Raw genomic sequence first — 17,146 nt, 5'->3', positions numbered from 1 at the left:
GGGTTACTACATTTTAAACCCTCTTTTTCGGGGAGAAAACTGTTGTTTAGGTGTATCAAGGACTTTGGAAAGGGCTTCCTTTGCGGTCGGAACCGACCCCGTTGTAAGGTTGGTCAGTTCCGATTTTTTCATTGAATGCCCGTAACGGTCTTTCCTTTCAATTTCCAAACTCTGTACATCGAATTTGCCGTCTTCATACCGTACACGCATATAGCAATCAGTATAGGGTTTGTCATCTCCGTTCCATTCGAGATATGTTTTTAGCGAAATGCTATCAGCATACAGCGGTTTGTCCGTACCGTTCTTACAAGCCTCCAAAAACCTGTTGATACTTTCTTTGACTTTGCCCGGATAATCAGCTTCCGTATGGAAATATCCGTCATAACCTTTGTCAGTCAATGTTTTTGCGAATGTGTCTAAATCAAGTAGCTTATCCATATCCGTAAATTTTAGCGTTCAATGACTTCGATATCCCGATTTTCAACCACCGCAAACTTTTCGATATTAAATCCCTGTGGGTTATTATCCGACCTTACGGAGTTTACGAGATAGCAGGAGGTAATCAGGTTACGGCGTGTTACGTTACTCGACCGTATGATAAATTGCTTCGCATACGTCCGCACCGAATAGGGATAGTTGTCGAAGTTGCACACGACACTATCGACCTCAATGCGTTGCTGAACATTCCCCGATATGATACGGGAGTAATAACCTTTCTCCGATAAGTCTTTGTAATAGTCAAAGGCTGATTTGTCGGCAAGGTTGAATGCCCTTGCCATATTGCTCTCGATAGCATTCTTATCAGGTGCAAGCGTAAAAAACAGTTCGTGAAATCTCCGAACGTGTTCCCTTGCTTCCACAGGTCTGTTAATGCTTGCATCTTGTGATAAGGCAAGCATCAAAGATTTGCCGTTGTCCAGCACATAGATTTTTTGGCGTTGCTCGTTGGCGAAGCTGTACGATTTCCACACGGCAAATCCTACCACGCCAATACAGAGAACGGCAAACACTATCGCATACAGACGTATCTGACGGAAGCTGTTTTCAATATTTCTAAGCGTTTTAAATTCCATTGTTAAATGATTATTCGTTTTACATTATTTTTTAAGCAATTGCCCTCCGATATTTCCGGCAGCAGAACCAGCTCCGGCACTTGCGACATTTCCGGCTTTCATAGCAGCTTGGTTTACATTTCGGGTAAAGTTTCCAGCACCACCAGCCTGAATTACCCAGCCTGTTACGGTCGGTACAGTGAAGTACCCCACGATGCCGATAATCATAAAGATGATGTACACGGTATTACCCGTATCGGGTATGTAGGTCGGGTCAGCCAACATCTGTATATCCTTTTCGATAATCAGGGATTGGATTTTAGCAAGCATTGAGCTGAACAGGTCGGCGACGGGCAACCACAGGTAAACGCTCACATACCTTGTGAGCCACTGCGTGAGCGTACTCTGAAAGCCGTCCCACACGGAAATAGCAAAGGCTATTGGTCCGAGTATGGACAGGACTATCAGGAAGAATGTTCGTATCGTATCGACGACCAATGCAGCAGCCTGAAACAGCACTTCGAGCAGGTTGCGAAACCAATTCTTAATGGCTTGTTCGGTTTGGTAGGCAAACCTGTCCATATACATACCTGACATAGTAATCAGGTCGCCCGGCGACCAGCCCAATTCTTCGAGCTTTGCGTCGAACTCCTCATTATCTACGAGATATGCCGTTTCAGGATTGCGGAGCATCGCTTCCCGTTCGAGCAGGTCTTTTTTTCTGTTGCAACTCGTTCAGGTCAAGCACCTGATTTTCGAGAATAGCGTGTGTACCCTGTACCACCGGACTTAGTACCGCATTGATTGTTCCCAACACGATTGTCGGAAAGAACATAATACAGATACCCAAAGCGAACGGACGGAGCAAAGGGTACATATCTATGGGTTCGGCTCTACTCAATGCCTGCCATACTTTTATGGCGACATAGAACAAAGCACCCAAGCCGGCTACGCCCTTAGCCACTGCCGCCATATCGGCGGACAGTGGGAGCATCTCATCATACAATGAGCGTAGGACTTCGTGCAGATTTTGAAATTCCATAACTACCAATATTTTTGGTTAGGAGTTCCGTACAAGTCAAGCACTCGTTTGGTATTATTCTGTTTCTTTGCTCTCAGGATACTGACAGAGATATTCTTATTCGTGTAGTATCTGACAAGGCTGTGGTATTCTTTGACCTCCTTATACACACGGTCGATAATGTCCATTCGCTCCTTGTCATTTAGTGACAAGCCTGTGGAGGTTACAATCTGTTTCAGTTCCTTTAGCAACTCGGTACTTTCATTCAGCAAAGCCGAGTAACCATTTGAGATTGCGGTCAGTTCCTGTGCGGAGAAATTCGGGTCGTTCATCATTTTGCCGAAGTTTTGCACATACATTTCCGATACATCGCCCACCAGCAAAACAGTCTGTTGCACCTTACGGGCATCTTTCACAAGGTTGTTTACGGCTTTGAGCTTGTCGTAATATTCCTTACCTTGTTCGTACACTTTCTTGACCTCGTTAAAGTTCTTGACTACGTTACTCACGGTCGAAGAAGTCTGTACGATTTCGTTCGCCGAGTTGAGAATACCTGATGCTAAATTTGCAGGGTCAGTTACCACAAATTGAGCTTTCGCACTTGGGGCAACGGCAAGCATTAATGCCGTGATTGCCATTAAAAACATCTTTTTCATTGTCTTAAAATTTTTGATTGTTAATTACTATTGATTTGCATTGTCACGCCTTTGCATAGCGATATGCTTAATGGCGAGTTCTACGTTACCGTCCAATTCGGAAGCGAGTTGCATCACTTCCATTTTTTCGGTTTCCTCCGTCGTGTAAGCCAAATATTCTTCGAGGCTTACTTCCGTTGCGTACACTGCCGAGTGTGTTCCGCCCAATCCTATCCAAAACTTCCTTGTACAAGCGACTGGCATCGTTGTTCATATTGATAGATAGTACCTGTCCTTTCTCTTTGTCCGTAAGTCCGAGCATCGCCTGTATGTCATCGAACTTGTTCATATATTTCCTTTGGTCTAAGAGAATTTTGCAATCGCTGTTGTTGATGATACTTTCCTTTACAATGGGCGACTGGATTATATCATCGACCTCCTGCGTGACGACTATGGCTTCTCCGAAAAATTTGCGGACTGTCTTAAACAAATACTTGATGTATTCCGCCATTCCCTCTTTCGCAATCGCCTTCCACGCTTCCTCAATCAGTATCAGCTTGCGAATACCTTTCAGCCTCCGCATCTTGTTGATGAACACCTCCATAATGATGATGGTCACAATGGGAAACAGGATTTTGTGGTCTTTAATCGCATCAATTTCAAACACGATAAATCGCTTGGATAACAGGTCTAATTGCTTGTCGGAGTTCAACAAATAATCATACTCTCCGCCACGATAGTAAGGCTCTAAAACGTTCAGGAAATTGGCAATATCAAAGTCTTTTTCCCTGACTTGTTTTTCCTCTAAAACCTTGCGGTAATCGCCTTTTACATACTCGTAGAAACCATTAAATGACGGGTAGGTATCGTCTTGTTTGATACGTTCGATGTAACCCGAAACGGCATTGGAAAGTGCCACTTCTTCAGACCTTGTAGGCGGTTCATCGTCCCGTTTCCAAAGCGTGAGTATCAAAGTTTTGATACTTTCCCTTTTCTCAATATCAAACACACCGTCGTCGGTGTAGAAAGGATTAAAGGCAATCGGATTATCCTCGGTATAAGTGAAGTAAACACCGTCTTCGCCTTTGGTTTTTCCTTTAATCAGTTCACACAATCCCTGATAAGAGTTACCCGTATCTACCAGCAGAACGTGAGCACCTTGCTCGAAATACTGCCTTACCATATGATTGGTAAAAAAAGATTTTCCCGAACCTGACGGACCAAGAATGAACTTGTTCCGGTTCGTGATAATTCCCCTTTTCATTGGTAAATCGGAAATATCCAAATGGATTGGCTTTCCGGTCAAACGGTCAGCCATTTTTATCCCGAACGGAGAGGGCGAATTGTGGTAGTTGGTTTCTTCCGTGAAGAAACATAGAGCAGGCTCAATAAACGTGTAAAAACTTTCTTCCGCAGGAAAGTCCCCGGCATTACCAGCCATTCCAGCCCAATACAAGGTTGCCACGTCCGTAGTATTGTGGCGAGGCTTACATTCCATTAGTGCCAATGCACTACCGCAATCGTTTTTCAACTGTTTGAGTTCCGCAGGGTCTTCCGACCAAGCCATAATATTAAAGTGTGCTCTAACAGAAGAAAGACCGAACGAATGTGCTTCGTTCAGGTATTTTTCAATCCACTCTTTGTTAATTTGGTTGGCACGGCTGTACCTTGCCAAAGAGTGCATATTACGGGCAGACTTCTCAAACCGTTGTAGGTTGTCCTCGCTGTTATCCAAGAATATGTATTGATTGTAAATGTGGTTACAGCTCAACAACAATCCTACGGGAGCAGCAAAGGACAGACGGCAGTCGCTCCGGTCAGTGGATAGCTTTTCGTATCGGGTATCAGCCGAAACGGTTGCAGGCAAGTCGTCAGTATCGGACAGCGTGTGCAAGGACAATCTTTTGTTCCCTACACGGACTTCTTCAGCACCTAAGCCAATATCCTGCATTGGTGTTCCGGCTTCTCTCGAAAGCGTGAGGTATTGTTCCAGCAATCCCTGTTGCTCGTCCGTTCCGGTTATATCATCTTCTGTCAAACGTCGCAGGGTTATAAAACCGCTATCGTTCACGATACGCTCAAACTGTGCGACCGCTTCCATAAATCGGTGTATTGCTTCCTTATTGATTTCCTTTGGAATAAGCGTACCCTTGCAAAGCGATGAAAAGTTACTTTGCATACGCATTCTGTTTTTGGACGTCTTCGTCAGGAACAGATAGCAATAATGGTTCAGGAACGGTCGTTCGTTGAAATGGCGTTGATACGACTTTGATAAAAAACTTTGGTCTTCCTGTGCCAAATCGGGAGCATAGCTCTCTTTGATATACCAATCCTGTTTGTGGATTACCGTAAAATCGGGCAAGGTCTTGATTGCCTTATGCCAAGCCGAATGAATGGCTTCATACTCGGCAGAGGCTACGGTAAACAGTTCCGGCAACCGCACCTCAAAGCAGGCGGTAATGTCTGCATCTTTGGATAAGATACAGTTGTTCTCTACTGCCAGCAAAGGGAATTTATTCTCCAATGTGGCTGTCTTGGCTACATTTCTCATACGGCTTTAGGTTTAGGAGTGAATTTTAAATACCTGCGTACAGGCTTGCGGCAAATGATGAAGCGAGGGTGTCGTTTTCTTGCACCTACTTTCATCAATCCGTGTTCGCCGTATTTTTTGTTCAGCGAGAATGTTTGCCACACAATGAGCGAAGCACCGCCAGCTCCGAGGAACAGGCAGACGTAATTACTTACGCCAGCCATATACAGTATCATCACGAAGATGAGCGTACCCAACAGACCACCAGCGAAGATGAAAAGATACTGTGCCTTTAAGCCCCTGAACTCAACCGTCCTGCCAATGCCTTTGTTAATGTTGTAACTATTCATAAGGCAGAGGATTTACAGGAAGAATGAACGTAGGATTGTAGCCGCCACAATCAGGAAGATACAAGCACCAAACCAGCTTGCTGCCGTCTTACTCGTATCAGGGTCGCCCGAACTAAATTTGTTATACACTTTCACGCCCCCGATTAACCCGACGACCGCCCCAATCGCATAAATCAATTGGGTAGCTGGGTCAAAGTAGGACGTTACCATTTGGGTAGCTTCGTTGATACCTGCCGACCCGTTTCCCTGTGCGAACGCACCAATTCCTGACAGCATCGCCACGGCTGCCAGCAAAACTTTTTTTCTCTGTTTTTCCATTTTTGAAAAAGATTAATTTGTTACTGTTATCCCGTACCTTACGGGCTTACGGCACAAATGTCTAATGGAAATGGAGGCGGTCTTTTAAAGTGGCAGTCAAAGGAAGTGTTTGGCGTTCAATGGCATAATGTTGGCTTAAATTATCTACTCATTAAAAGTATTTTTGTAAATTTGAACTTTTTAGACAAGTCGTAAAAAATCAAAATGGCATTTGGAAAACATATAAAAGAATTGAGAGAAAGTAAGGGGTTGTTCCTAAGAGAGGTTGGGGCAGCTTTAGAATTGGATAATGCTTTTATCAGTAAGGTAGAAAATGAGGAAAGATTATTACCAAGAAAGCATTTAGAAAATCTTGCTGAATTTCTGAACGTACCATTAGATGAATTATTGATTTTGTGGTTATCTGATAAAATAAAAAGTCTTATTGACGATAAAGAAATAGGAAAACAGGCTTTGAAAATAGTATTAAATCAATTGAAACATAGTTAAGGCAGTGCCTTGAAAACTTCTTATAAACACGAGTTTTAATAAACAAAATATGAGTGTATGAATTATATTTTACTCAACAATAACAGTTCTGTTGCTTATGATGATAGTGATGCTGCCGATGTCAAAGTGTATATCGACGGTAAACTTCACGATTTCAAAGAAAGCACTGAAAACAGGATAGATTATGCTATTGCAACAAAGAGGAACAAGTATTCTCAAACTTTAAATAATCAGTTTGAAAATTTATTACTCCTCACAGGGGCTGGCTCGTCCATTGGTTGGGGCAAGGATGAAAAATTAGGTAAGTCGATGGCTAATTTATGGGATGATGCGGAAGCCCTTTTGACTACTGATGTTTTTAACAAGTTGCTTGAAACGATTGGCTATGAAGAGAAATGGGAAGATGGTACAATCGTGAAAAATTTAGAAAAAGTTCTTTCTATGGCTACCCCTGCTATTCCTTATGTACCTAAAGGCGATATTGACATAGAAGATTGTGTAAACAAGATTAAAGATTTTATCAAAGATGCTTGTCAATTGAGTTTACCTGATAATTCACCTCATACGCTTTTACTAAATAAAATAACCAAACGAAAGGTTACGCTACCACGATTTAAATTGTTCACATTGAACTACGATATGATGTTTGAACAGGCGGCTTGTGAAAGCAATTTTGTGGTTATTGATGGCTTTTCATTTTCTCAACCAAGAATATTTAGCGGACGTAATTATGATTATGATATTGTTTCTCGAAATCAAAGCAGGGTAAAAGAGGAAGATAATTTCATTCAAAAGGTTTTTCACTTGTATAAGTTACACGGTTCTGTAAATTGGGAAAAAGAAGACAACAAAATTATACAGAAAGAAAACCCTGACAACCCATTGATGATTTACCCGCATCAGTCTAAATACGAAAGTTCTTATGAACAGCCGTATTTCGAGATGATGTCGAGGTTCCAATCTAATCTCCGAAAGGATAATGTTTTTCTCATAACGATAGGGTTCAGCTTCGGAGATAAACATATAGTTACTGCTATTATCGAAGCTCTTGAACAAAATCCAAGTTTCCAATTAATGATTATCAATCGTGGAATAGATGAAACTAATGAAAATCTGAAGCCATTTATTGATGCTTCAAAGAAATATTCCAATTTAAGTATTGTATCAGAAACCTTTGAAGATTTCGCCAAAAATTATCCTGACTTAAAATCTTATAATCAGGAAGATACAAGACAAATAGTAATTAACATTCCTAACTCCTAACTATGAGTAATAGTCCTTTTAATCACAGCCACTTTCTTGGGTACATAAATTTTGTATCCCCTGCTTTTGTCAAAGTGCATTTTCCTTCATCAGTTTTGATGAAAACATTTGTGCATCACGCAGAAGTGTTGCGGGGTGGTCTTGTTGGCAATTATATTGTTATTGAGGGAGAAGACAAGGGGTTTTTAGGAAAAATGTTGGAAATATCGTTGCCCGAGAAAGAACGATTAGAATTAAGCGAAAGAACCTTTTCAACTAAGGCATTTCATCCGGTTGGCAGAATTGAGATTTTGCTATCATTTGACTTATTTAACCCCAATAAAATAGAAAAAGGCATAAACAGTTTACCACTTATTGGCTCTAAGGTATTCATTTGTTCTTCAGAATTTTTATCTACTCATTTCAAAACTTTCGGTATAAAACCAGAAAATATTGAGCATTCTCCGACATTTAGAATGGGTAATTTGATTTATGATAAAAATGTTCCCGTAGATATTTCATTGCAAGCAATCTTCAGTAGGCATTGTGCTGTGGTGGGTACAACGGGTGGTGGAAAAAGTTATACAATTAGTAAATTTATCGAGGGTGTTATTGAAACTGGCGCAAAGGCTATTATTTTAGACCCAACAGGAGAATATTCCACGTTTGATGCACATCCGAAAGTCGCACATTCCGTGCTTATTTCAGAAAGTTATTTTCCTTATCAAAATTTAACTATAAATGACTTGTTTGTCCTGTTCAGACCATCAGGACAAGTACAACAGCCTGTTTTGTTGGAAGCGATAAAATCTTTGAAAGTTGCTCACTGTTTAATGAGTAATATTCCCAATAATGGACATCTTAATGATGGAACAAATGACAATTTCACTTTTAGAGGGCAGCAAGTTGTGATAAACAATGGATTGATTGTAAAACAGGGAAATTTTACTGCCGCATATAATAATGCTTACTTTACTTACAAGGCGATAGTAGAAGATTTTTCAATAAATAATTTTGGTATAAACCTACTTCATAGACAAATTGGAAACGAATGTTTTCAAATATTTAATGACCGTTGGGCAACAAATAGGGATGAAAGAAATTATGGAAATGCAACCAGCCTAATAATGCGTGTCAATAATGTCATATCTGACAATGATTATGCAGGAATGTTTGGATTTAATGCACCAACAACCAACAACTTGATAACGAAGATTAATGAGTTTTTAGACAATCCTGATTTAAACGTATTGAGAATTGGGTTTGAAAACGTCCCATATAATTTTCAGGTACGAGAAATTTTAGCAAACTCATTGGGAAGATATTTATTAAACAAAGCAAGAACCAATGCCTTTAGAGAAAACCCTTTAATACTTTTTGTTGATGAAGCACATCAGTTCTTGAATAAAAAAGTTAAAGATGAATATTTTGAAAGTACAGAGTTAAATGCTTTTGACAATATAGCTAAGGAAAGCCGAAAATATGGATTATTCCTCTGTTTATCGACACAGATGCCAAGAGATATTCCTGTGGGAACATTAAGTCAGATGGGAACATTTATTACTCATAGACTGATAAACTACCAAGATAAAGAAGCGATAGCAAGTGCTTGTTCAACAGCTAATAAAGAAACACTTTCATTTCTGCCGTCTTTGGGGTCTGGAGAAGCCATTGTAATGGGTGTTGATTTTCCAATGCCTATATCTGTCAAAGTGGATTTGCCTACAATTACACCAAAGTTTGACACTCCAAAATTCGTAAAGGCAACCGGAGGTTAAAAGATATTCCCTTGTTTTCTAAAAGACAAAGGGAAGTCTATATAAACTCCCCAATGTCAAAATCACTTAAATCACTTTTCCGCAAATTGGAAGAATTGTCTTTGGTATCAGTTGTAAGAGTGCTATCCAAAAGCTCGGCAATCTTTAGGGAAGCTCCCTCCATTGAACTTTCCAGCAGAGCAAATAATTCGGTTCCTTGTAATCTTTGAACTATATCAATCGCTGTTTCCTTTTGGGCTGGCTCTAATTTTTCTTTCTGAAGCAAGACCCCCACGTTGTTTAGTTCCTGAAAGGTAACCCCTTGGGCAAAACCGTCATCGCCTACGGAAGCTCTATACCTGTTCAATTCTACCTCCTCCGTCAAATCAGGTACATTTCTGAATACTTCGTCCAATTCTTCCTGCGGAATTTGAATATTGACTTCTTCGTATTTGTCATATTCGATGACCAAATTAGCAGGGTTAATCTCCGGTTCTGCAATTTGGCTCTCATTGGCAGTGTTTGGCACTGATTGGCTTCTTACGGGCTTAGGTTGTCCCATAATATCGGGTAGTTTCGGATTGACTTTTTCCTGCGTAGGTTTCTGTTTCAATTTCCTTTTAATGATAATCTTGTCCTGTACAAGCAGGACAATAATTACCAACAGACATATTACGATTATCGTTTCCATAGCTAAAAAAGAGGTTTGAATTTTTTGTTATACTCCTTGATAATTTCTTCGGAAAACAATTCAAAATGATGTTCCAATATATTATCCAAAATGGCGTACAATGGGATTTCGCTCTTACCGATTACCTTTACAATGTGTGTTAGCTTTTCGTGGTATTCGGGACTTACATAAATAGCTTTATCGCCTCTACCTTTCATTTTACTTCTTTTTAGAAATTTAGCACTATAAGTTTTGCCTGTCTTCTTTGCTCCGGCTGTTTTTTTATTCGTTTCCATATCTCTACTAATTAAATGGGTTTATATTTTTCGTTATAACTTTTGGTAATCTGTTCGGCAAATTCCTGAAAATGGTAATCCAGCAAATTGTCTAAATAAGCATAAATGGTTATTTTGTCTTCGCCAATTACCTGTATTATGCGTGTCAGCTTTTCGTGAAATTCAGGACGGATATAAACCGTTTTCCCGTCACGGGCATTGGTTTCCGATTTCCTGAAAAAGATACTTTCGTAATCGGCATCGGAACTTCGTTTGCTTCGGCTTCTTTCCCTGATAACGGGTTTCTCCCGTGGCAGTTCCTTTGGCTTTTCGGCTTCCGTTTCGGGTGCTTCGCTCGGAGGTTCTTGCAATGGCTGTAAACCCTCTTTCTTTACGCCATCAACCATAAGGTTCATCATAAATTCCTCGTTAATGTCGGGAGTAACCTTTTTCTTGTTTTCTTTTTCCATAGTGCCTATAATTGAATGATTTTTAAAAATTCGCTCATAAACTCGTCCAATTGACAGGTTTTCATCAGTCGTTCATCGGGAGGCATCAGCGTTGAGCGGAAAACGGCTTTGCTGTTTACTTCACTTTCTTTGCGAAAGCGTGTGCTGTTCTTGACTTGGCTCTGCATCAGGCTTAAACCTAATTGGTCTATAAGTTTGTTATAGACCTCATACAATGGGGTGCTTTCCCTGCCGTCCACTTGGTTCCAAAACAGGTTAATGGTTTCTATCGAGGTTTCGCCCTTTTTCATAATCACGTCCTTTAATAGCTGTGTGAAAACGAGGGTACTCTCCATTACAACACGGTCTGCCGTGATAGGCGTAAAAATGTGGTGCATTCCTGCCAACGCTTTCAGAATACCCGGCGTATTTACAGTTCCCGGCAGGTCGAAGAACACGGCATCAACAGGAACGGCTGAAGCGTTTACAAATTCGTGTGCCGCTTCCAACACGCTATCCGCTTTGTGCTGTATAATCGGATAGGCTTTTTTGTTGATTGTGGTAAATTGTTTGTAAGCCAGCTTTTTCAAAGCCTCGTTTTCCATTACCATAGATAAATCACGTTCTTTCATTTTCATCAGGCTGTGCTGTGGAAAATCCGCATCAAATACGGCTACGTTGTAGCCCAACCGATAATGCAGGATACTCGCTGCAAGAGTTGTAAATGTACTCTTACCGACACCGCCTTTTTGAGAAGAAAAGGCGATAAATACTGTTTTGTGTTTTGCATTCATATTTCAACTGTTTTAATTATTTACATACTTAATTACCTATGTGCGTAGGTGCTTATATCCGTAGTCAGATACCTATGTGGCTCTGCAAATAGATAGGTAGCTCTGTACCGATATACTTGGGTAGCTACGCACCTATGCAACAAGCTATCTATGTACCTGAATACATACCTATATCGGTATGCGGGTAAGTAGGTTTGTACGGGCAGACCTACTTACTTATGTACCTGCATTTGTCCGTACAGGACTGCATAGGCAGGTATCTGAATAGGTACTTTTCTATGTACCTGTTTACTCATTTACCTATCTCGGTATTGAGGTACTTATGTTGTTACCTGCATAGCTATCTACGCACTTATATCCTTTTGTTGGTACAAAGGAAAAGAGATAAACAAGCAGTTTTATTTATGTGGCAGTGTTTGGCGTTCATTGGCAGTGTTTGGCACTCTGTTACAGTACAATCCTTTCAGAAAGAGGGCTTTACTTTGTAAAAAGAATTTTATTAACGGATTTATGCAAAATCGAATAGACAAATTGGACTTTTACAGCGACGGCTTCGAGCCGTTTTTCCCTGTTAAAATCAATCCGACCGTAGGGAGGATTTTTGTGTTCAACAGAACACGGCAAGTTGTGTTTTGAGCATCTCGAAAACTTTTCGGATGCTCAAAACCACTTGCCCTTGCAGGGAGCAGAAAAACGTCCTCCGAAGTCGGCGTTTTTGTGTGAATTAAAATGGCTTAGTGATGAATGAGAACAGCAAAAAACAGTTAAAAAAGACGGGGCGACCGCTTAAAAACGACCCTGCGAAAATCCGCTACACGATTTCTTTTAACGAGGAGGAACACGCCCGTTTTCTTGCCCTCTTTGATAAATCGGGTATGCAGATAAAGGCACATTTTATAACGTCTTGCATCTTCAATAAGACGATAAAATCGGTACATATTGACAAAGGAACAGTTGATTTCTATATGCGACTGACTTCGTTTCACAGTCAATTCCGCTCTATCGGGGTAAACTATAATCAGATTGTAAAGCTATTGTACAAGAGTTTTTCCGAGAAAAAGGCATCGGCATACCTGTACAAGTTGGAAAAACAGACGGCAGAAATGGTCGAATTGTTCAAAAAAGTTGTGGAGATAACCGAGGAATTTAACCAAAAACACCTCAAAAAACAGCCTGAAAAATGATAGCGAAAATCGGAAGAAGTGCAAATTTATACGGAGCATTGGCGTACAATAATCTCAAAGTTGAAAAGGAAAACGGACAAATTCTGTTTACCAATAAGATTATTGAAACGTCAGACGGGCAATATTCCGTTGCACAATTAGCCCAATCTTTTGCCCCTTATCTGTTGGCAAACCAAAATACGGAGAAACATACCTTGCATATTTCACTCAATCCCGACCCAAAAGATAAGGTCAGCGATGATACTTACAGGGAAATGGCACAGCAGTATATGAAAGAATTAGGCTATGGCGACCAGCCTTTTGTCGTATTCAAACACACCGATATTGACCGCTCTCACATTCATATCGTATCGGTTTGCGTGGACGAAAACGGCAAAAAAATCCCTGATAAGTTTGAGAAAGTACGGTCGATGAATATTTGCCGAGAACTCGAAAAGCAATACAATCTCATACCAGCTACGGACAAGGAACGCCAGCATAACGACAAGATTTTTAAACCTGTGGATTATAAAGCAGGCGACATAAAAAGTCAGATTGCTTCGGTAGTACGACATTTGCCGAACTACTATCAATTTCAGACTTTGGGAGAATACAATGCTTTGCTATCCCTGTTCAATATTACCACCGAGAAAATCGAGGGCGAATTGCAGGGAAAAATGCGAAAAGGTTTATTGTATATTCCATTAAATGAAAAGGGCGAAAGAGCCGGACACCCGTTTAAGGCTTCCCTGTTCGGAAAGAATGCTGGACTGCCAGCATTGGAATTGCATTTTGCGAAATGCAAAACAGCTTTGAAAGACCACCCGACCCAGCAGACTTTAAAAGCAGCCGTTACCATTGCCCTGCAATCTACGGCTGATGAATTGAGCTTTAAAAAGCAGTTGGGCGAACAAGGTATTAATGTAGTGGTTCGCAGGAACGACACAGGACGTATTTACGGTATCACATTCATCGACCACAATTCCAAAACCGTTTGGAATGGCTCACGATTAGCAAAGGAACTTTCAGCCAATACCTTTAATGATTATTGGAACAACAACATTAAACCGGACATTAAAGAACTGGACGAGCCAAAAGAAAAGAAATCCACATCAAATGATGCGGATCTTCCTGCGGAAGAACTGCATCATTTGTTCGACTTAAACATTCCCGATAAAAAAGACGACGGCTTGATTGAAGCCTTTGGCGGTTTGCTTATCCCTGAAGCACAGGGCGAGGACTACGAAGAACAGGACTTTGCTAATAAAATGAAGAAAAAGCGGAAACGCAAGAGAGGTCTGCAATAACATTTAGCCAAACACCGCCACCCACTGCCATTGACTGCCACATTCTTATAGCCACTCTTTTGAGCCTTTAAATTCACGCCCGAACATTTAAAACTTTAGAAATGCAGGGAGAAGACGATTTAAGAGGCTTAGCCAAGATTATGGCTTTTATGCGAGCCGTAAGCATCATTATAGTATTGATGCACTTGTATTGGTTTTGCTACGGGTTCTTTATACACCGTGGCTGGACATTGGAAATCATCAATAAGATTTTAGGGAATTTCAACCGAACAGCAGGACTGTTTGAACACACCTTATATACCAAAGTCTTCGCTTTGGTATTGTTGGCTTTAAGCTGTTTGGGTACAAAGGGCGTTAAGGACGAAAAGATTACTTGGGGCAAAATTTATGTGGCTTTGGGTATCGGTTTCGTCCTTTTCTTTTTGAATTTCCCATTGCTAAAGCTACCACTAAACACCGCCACATTTCTCTATATCCTGACGACGGGTTTAGGTTATATCGCTTTAATGGTTGCAGGGGTTTGGATGAGCCGTTTGCTCCGTAGCAATTTAATGGACGACGTTTTCAACAACGAAAATGAGAGCTTTCAGCAGGAAACCAAGTTAATGCAGAATGATTACTCTGTTAATCTGCCTACAAAGTTTTACTACAAAAACAAATGGAATGACGGTTGGATAAACATTGTAAACCCATTTCGGGCAACGATTGTGCTGGGAACCCCTGGCTCCGGAAAATCGTATGCAATCGTAAATAATTATATAAAGCAACAGATTGAGAAAGGCTTCTCAATGTACATCTACGATTTTAAGTTTGACGACCTGTCCACGATTGCCTACAATCACTTATTAAAGAACAGGCATAAATACAAAGTACCGCCAAAATTTTACGTGATAAATTTTGACGACCCACGCAAGAGCCACCGTTGCAATCCGCTCAATCCCGAATTTATGACGGACATATCAGATGCCTACGAAGCGGCATATACGATAATGTTAAACCTGAACAAAAGCTGGATACAGAAACAAGGGGATTTCTTCGTGGAAAGCCCAATTATTCTATTGGCAGCCATTATTTGGTATCTGAAAATTTATGACAATGGTAAGTATTGTTCCTTTCCCCACGCCATAGAATTACTAAATAAAAGATATGCAGACGTATTTACAATTTTGACTTCTTATCCCGAATTGGAAAACTATTTATCGCCCTTTATGGATGCTTGGCAAGGCGGAGCACAAGACCAATTACAGGGGCAGATAGCTTCCGCTAAAATTCCATTGTCAAGAATGATTAGTCCGCAACTGTATTGGGTTATGACAGGCGACGATTTTTCTTTAGATATTAATAACCCCAAAGAGCCAAAAATTTTGTGTGTCGGAAACAACCCCGACCGACAAAATATTTATTCGGCAGCTTTGGGTTTATACAACTCCCGAATTGTAAAATTAATCAACAAAAAAGGACAGCTTAAAAGCTCCGTTATCATAGACGAATTGCCCACAATTTATTTTAGGGGACTTGACCAATTAATCGCAACTGCGAGAAGTAATTTTGTATCGGTATGTCTTGGTTTTCAGGACTTTAGTCAATTAATACGTGATTATGGCGACAAAGAAAGTAAGGTAATTCAGAACACAGTCGGTAATATTTTTAGCGGTCAGGTTGTCGGCGAAACAGCGAAAAATTTATCCGAACGTTTCGGAAAAGTTTTACAAAAACGCCAAAGTATGACGATTAATCGTAATGATAAATCTACTTCAATTTCAACCCAATTAGACAGCCTTATTCCGGCTTCAAAAATCAGTACCTTAACACAAGGTATGTTCGTGGGTGCTGTTTCCGATAACTTTGACGAACGTATCGAACAAAAGATATTTCACGCTGAAATAGTTGTAGATAATGAAAAGGTTGCTGCCGAAACAAAAGCGTATCAGAAGATACCGGAAATTTTATCCTTTGTTGATGAGAATGGAGTGGATAATATGAAACGGGATATTGATAACAATTACCGTCAGATAAAATTAGATATTGTTCACATTATAGATAGTGAAATGGAGCGTATCAAGAACGACCCGAATTTACAGCACTTGATACAGGAGGGATAGTTTGGACATATCAAAAAATAAATACGATAATTTAGTTTTTTCCGGTATCTAAATTCACTTTTTTGCATCGAATTGATACCCAAATGAATTTATTTACATACATTTGCGATAATGTTGCGTAAGTATTCTGCCATATTGTTTTTAGTTGTTGCCCAAATTGTAATTTTGGGTCACGGCATTGTATCGCACCACCACCACGCTGACATCGTTAATGATGGGCATCATAATGGTAAAAATAGCCATCATAAAGACAGTAAGGAAACACCATTAGAGCTTGCTTTCTCCGGTTTTATACACGCTGGCGAACACGTTTCTTTTACCAATTCTGACGAAACAAGAGTTGTCATATCAAAGGACGATGTAAAATCAGTAAAGGCTTTGCCTGTCGATTTTACCAAGCCTGTTGAATATATCGTAGTCTATCAGAAACACACGTTTCCACCCGATAGGCATATCATTTACTTACCACCGCTCCACGGAGCATATACCCTTCGGGGTCCTCCCTCTTTCATCGTTGCTTAACTTTCAATTCTCCGAAAGTTAAAATTTGAGTTATGCCCAAAATTCAATGGGCAGGTTATTTCTTTATTAATTATCAAATTTTATTTTAACGATGAAAAAATCATTCATTATAGCGGCTTTTGCTGCACTTACATTTGTAGCTTGCAATAACAGTGGAAAATCTTCTTCCGACAATTCCAATACAGAACAAGAGCAGTCAGCTCCGGTAGTCAATCAAGACAGCATTGACAAGGCTCACGGTCATTCGCACGACCCTAACGGCGGACATACCGCACCGGCAGCAAAACAAGACAGTTCTAAGGTTGCACCTGTTAATCAGGATAGTATTGATAAAGCTCACGGACATAAGCATTAATTAATTTTTTAAGCAACGTTTTTCAATCATTGCGGTCAGGGCTTTGGCTATAATGTATTGCATACACCTGTATGCAATACAGCCGGGCTTGTACTGCCTAACTTAAAAATTCAAT

General features: G+C 40.4%; 17 protein-coding genes and 2 pseudogenes. 8 read left to right on the top strand and 11 right to left on the bottom strand.

Translation table 11 applies throughout. The features are described 5' to 3' along the window. Nucleotides 1-6: 6 nt before the first annotated feature. The 7 genes and pseudogenes from HX13_RS01850 to HX13_RS01820 form a co-directional block, all read right to left on the bottom strand. Nucleotides 7-438 (bottom strand): hypothetical protein, encoded by a 432-nt coding sequence (locus tag HX13_RS01850; RefSeq protein ID WP_002979442.1) that lies wholly within the window; start codon nt 436-438, stop codon nt 7-9. A gap of 11 nt (nt 439-449) precedes the next feature. Further along, complete coding sequence (gene traK / locus HX13_RS01845; RefSeq protein WP_002979441.1) at nt 450-1,073, bottom strand: conjugative transposon protein TraK; 624 nt, start codon at nt 1,071-1,073, stop codon at nt 450-452. 24 nt (nt 1,074-1,097) lie between these two features. Next, nucleotides 1,098-2,094 (bottom strand): annotated as a pseudogene (traJ, locus tag HX13_RS01840) (conjugative transposon protein TraJ). 2 nt (nt 2,095-2,096) lie between these two features. Beyond that, the gene (locus tag HX13_RS01835) at nt 2,097-2,711 is read right to left on the bottom strand and encodes a DUF4141 domain-containing protein (RefSeq protein ID WP_372487774.1); all 615 of its coding nucleotides are present in this window, start codon (nt 2,709-2,711) and stop codon (nt 2,097-2,099) included. Between the two features lie 45 nt (nt 2,712-2,756). Then, nucleotides 2,757-5,259, bottom strand: a pseudogene (locus HX13_RS01830) (TraG family conjugative transposon ATPase). Then, a complete protein-coding gene (locus HX13_RS01825) occupies nt 5,256-5,588 on the bottom strand; it encodes a DUF4133 domain-containing protein (RefSeq protein ID WP_002979436.1) in 333 nt (110 codons plus the stop codon). The pseudogene HX13_RS01830 and the gene HX13_RS01825 overlap by 4 nt, the downstream one beginning before the upstream one ends. A gap of 12 nt (nt 5,589-5,600) precedes the next feature. Continuing rightward, the gene (locus HX13_RS01820; protein WP_002979435.1) at nt 5,601-5,906 is read right to left on the bottom strand and encodes a DUF4134 domain-containing protein; all 306 of its coding nucleotides are present in this window, start codon (nt 5,904-5,906) and stop codon (nt 5,601-5,603) included. A gap of 204 nt (nt 5,907-6,110) precedes the next feature. On the opposite strand from HX13_RS01820, the gene HX13_RS01815 reads away from it, so the two are divergent. From HX13_RS01815 to HX13_RS01805, 3 genes are read left to right on the top strand one after another with little or no spacing between them, the layout of a single operon-like run. Next, on the top strand, nt 6,111-6,395 hold the full coding sequence (locus HX13_RS01815; RefSeq protein ID WP_002979433.1) for a helix-turn-helix domain-containing protein: 285 nt from the start codon (nt 6,111-6,113) through the stop codon (nt 6,393-6,395). A 57-nt stretch (nt 6,396-6,452) separates the two neighbouring features. Further along, nucleotides 6,453-7,658 (top strand): SIR2 family protein, encoded by a 1,206-nt coding sequence (locus HX13_RS01810; RefSeq protein WP_002979432.1) that lies wholly within the window; start codon nt 6,453-6,455, stop codon nt 7,656-7,658. 2 nt (nt 7,659-7,660) lie between these two features. Next, nucleotides 7,661-9,415 carry an ATP-binding protein gene (locus HX13_RS01805; RefSeq protein WP_002979431.1) on the top strand — a complete coding sequence of 585 codons (1,755 nt, stop codon included), beginning with the start codon at nt 7,661-7,663 and terminating at the stop codon, nt 9,413-9,415. Nucleotides 9,416-9,452: 37 nt separating this feature from the next. Here the strand turns inward: HX13_RS01805 and HX13_RS01800 are convergent, their stop codons facing one another. Genes HX13_RS01800 through HX13_RS01785 form a run of 4 tightly spaced genes read right to left on the bottom strand, consistent with a single transcriptional unit; the run spans nt 9,453 to nt 11,582 of the window. Then, on the bottom strand, nt 9,453-10,085 hold the full coding sequence (locus HX13_RS01800; RefSeq protein ID WP_002979430.1) for a hypothetical protein: 633 nt from the start codon (nt 10,083-10,085) through the stop codon (nt 9,453-9,455). Nucleotides 10,086-10,087: 2 nt separating this feature from the next. After that, entirely contained in the window at nt 10,088-10,360 is a 273-nt protein-coding gene (locus tag HX13_RS01795; RefSeq protein ID WP_002979429.1) for a DUF3408 domain-containing protein, read from the bottom strand. An 11-nt stretch (nt 10,361-10,371) separates the two neighbouring features. Next, a complete protein-coding gene (locus HX13_RS01790; RefSeq protein ID WP_024564678.1) occupies nt 10,372-10,809 on the bottom strand; it encodes a DUF3408 domain-containing protein in 438 nt (145 codons plus the stop codon). 5 nt (nt 10,810-10,814) lie between these two features. Then, nucleotides 10,815-11,582: a ParA family protein gene (locus tag HX13_RS01785; RefSeq protein ID WP_002979427.1), complete on the bottom strand. Its 768-nt coding sequence runs from the start codon at nt 11,580-11,582 to the stop codon at nt 10,815-10,817. 740 nt (nt 11,583-12,322) lie between these two features. Here HX13_RS01785 and mobA point away from each other — a divergent pair. The 5 genes from mobA (at nt 12,323) to HX13_RS01760 (ending at nt 17,031) form a co-directional block, all read left to right on the top strand. Next, nucleotides 12,323-12,766: a conjugal transfer protein MobA gene (gene mobA, locus HX13_RS01780; RefSeq protein ID WP_024564677.1), complete on the top strand. Its 444-nt coding sequence runs from the start codon at nt 12,323-12,325 to the stop codon at nt 12,764-12,766. Beyond that, nucleotides 12,763-14,052, top strand: a complete 1,290-nt coding sequence (mobB, locus tag HX13_RS01775; RefSeq protein WP_024564676.1) for a conjugal transfer protein MobB — start codon at nt 12,763-12,765, stop codon at nt 14,050-14,052. The genes mobA and mobB overlap by 4 nt, the downstream gene beginning before the upstream one ends. 101 nt (nt 14,053-14,153) lie before the next feature. Further along, a complete protein-coding gene (gene mobC, locus HX13_RS01770) occupies nt 14,154-16,154 on the top strand; it encodes a conjugal transfer protein MobC (RefSeq protein WP_024564675.1) in 2,001 nt (666 codons plus the stop codon). A 165-nt stretch (nt 16,155-16,319) separates the two neighbouring features. Continuing rightward, nucleotides 16,320-16,676: a hypothetical protein gene (locus HX13_RS01765; RefSeq protein WP_198418452.1), complete on the top strand. Its 357-nt coding sequence runs from the start codon at nt 16,320-16,322 to the stop codon at nt 16,674-16,676. 91 nt (nt 16,677-16,767) lie between these two features. Then, the gene (locus HX13_RS01760) at nt 16,768-17,031 is read left to right on the top strand and encodes a hypothetical protein (protein ID WP_002979422.1); all 264 of its coding nucleotides are present in this window, start codon (nt 16,768-16,770) and stop codon (nt 17,029-17,031) included. The last annotated feature ends 115 nt before the right edge of the window (nt 17,032-17,146 follow it).

This window comes from Chryseobacterium sp. P1-3 (genome assembly GCF_000738495.1).
In the GTDB taxonomy this organism is placed as follows: Bacteria; Bacteroidota; Bacteroidia; order Flavobacteriales; family Weeksellaceae; genus Chryseobacterium; species Chryseobacterium gallinarum.
The sequence above is the reverse complement of the archived record's forward strand: the minus strand, read 5'-3'. Positions and strand labels throughout refer to the sequence as shown.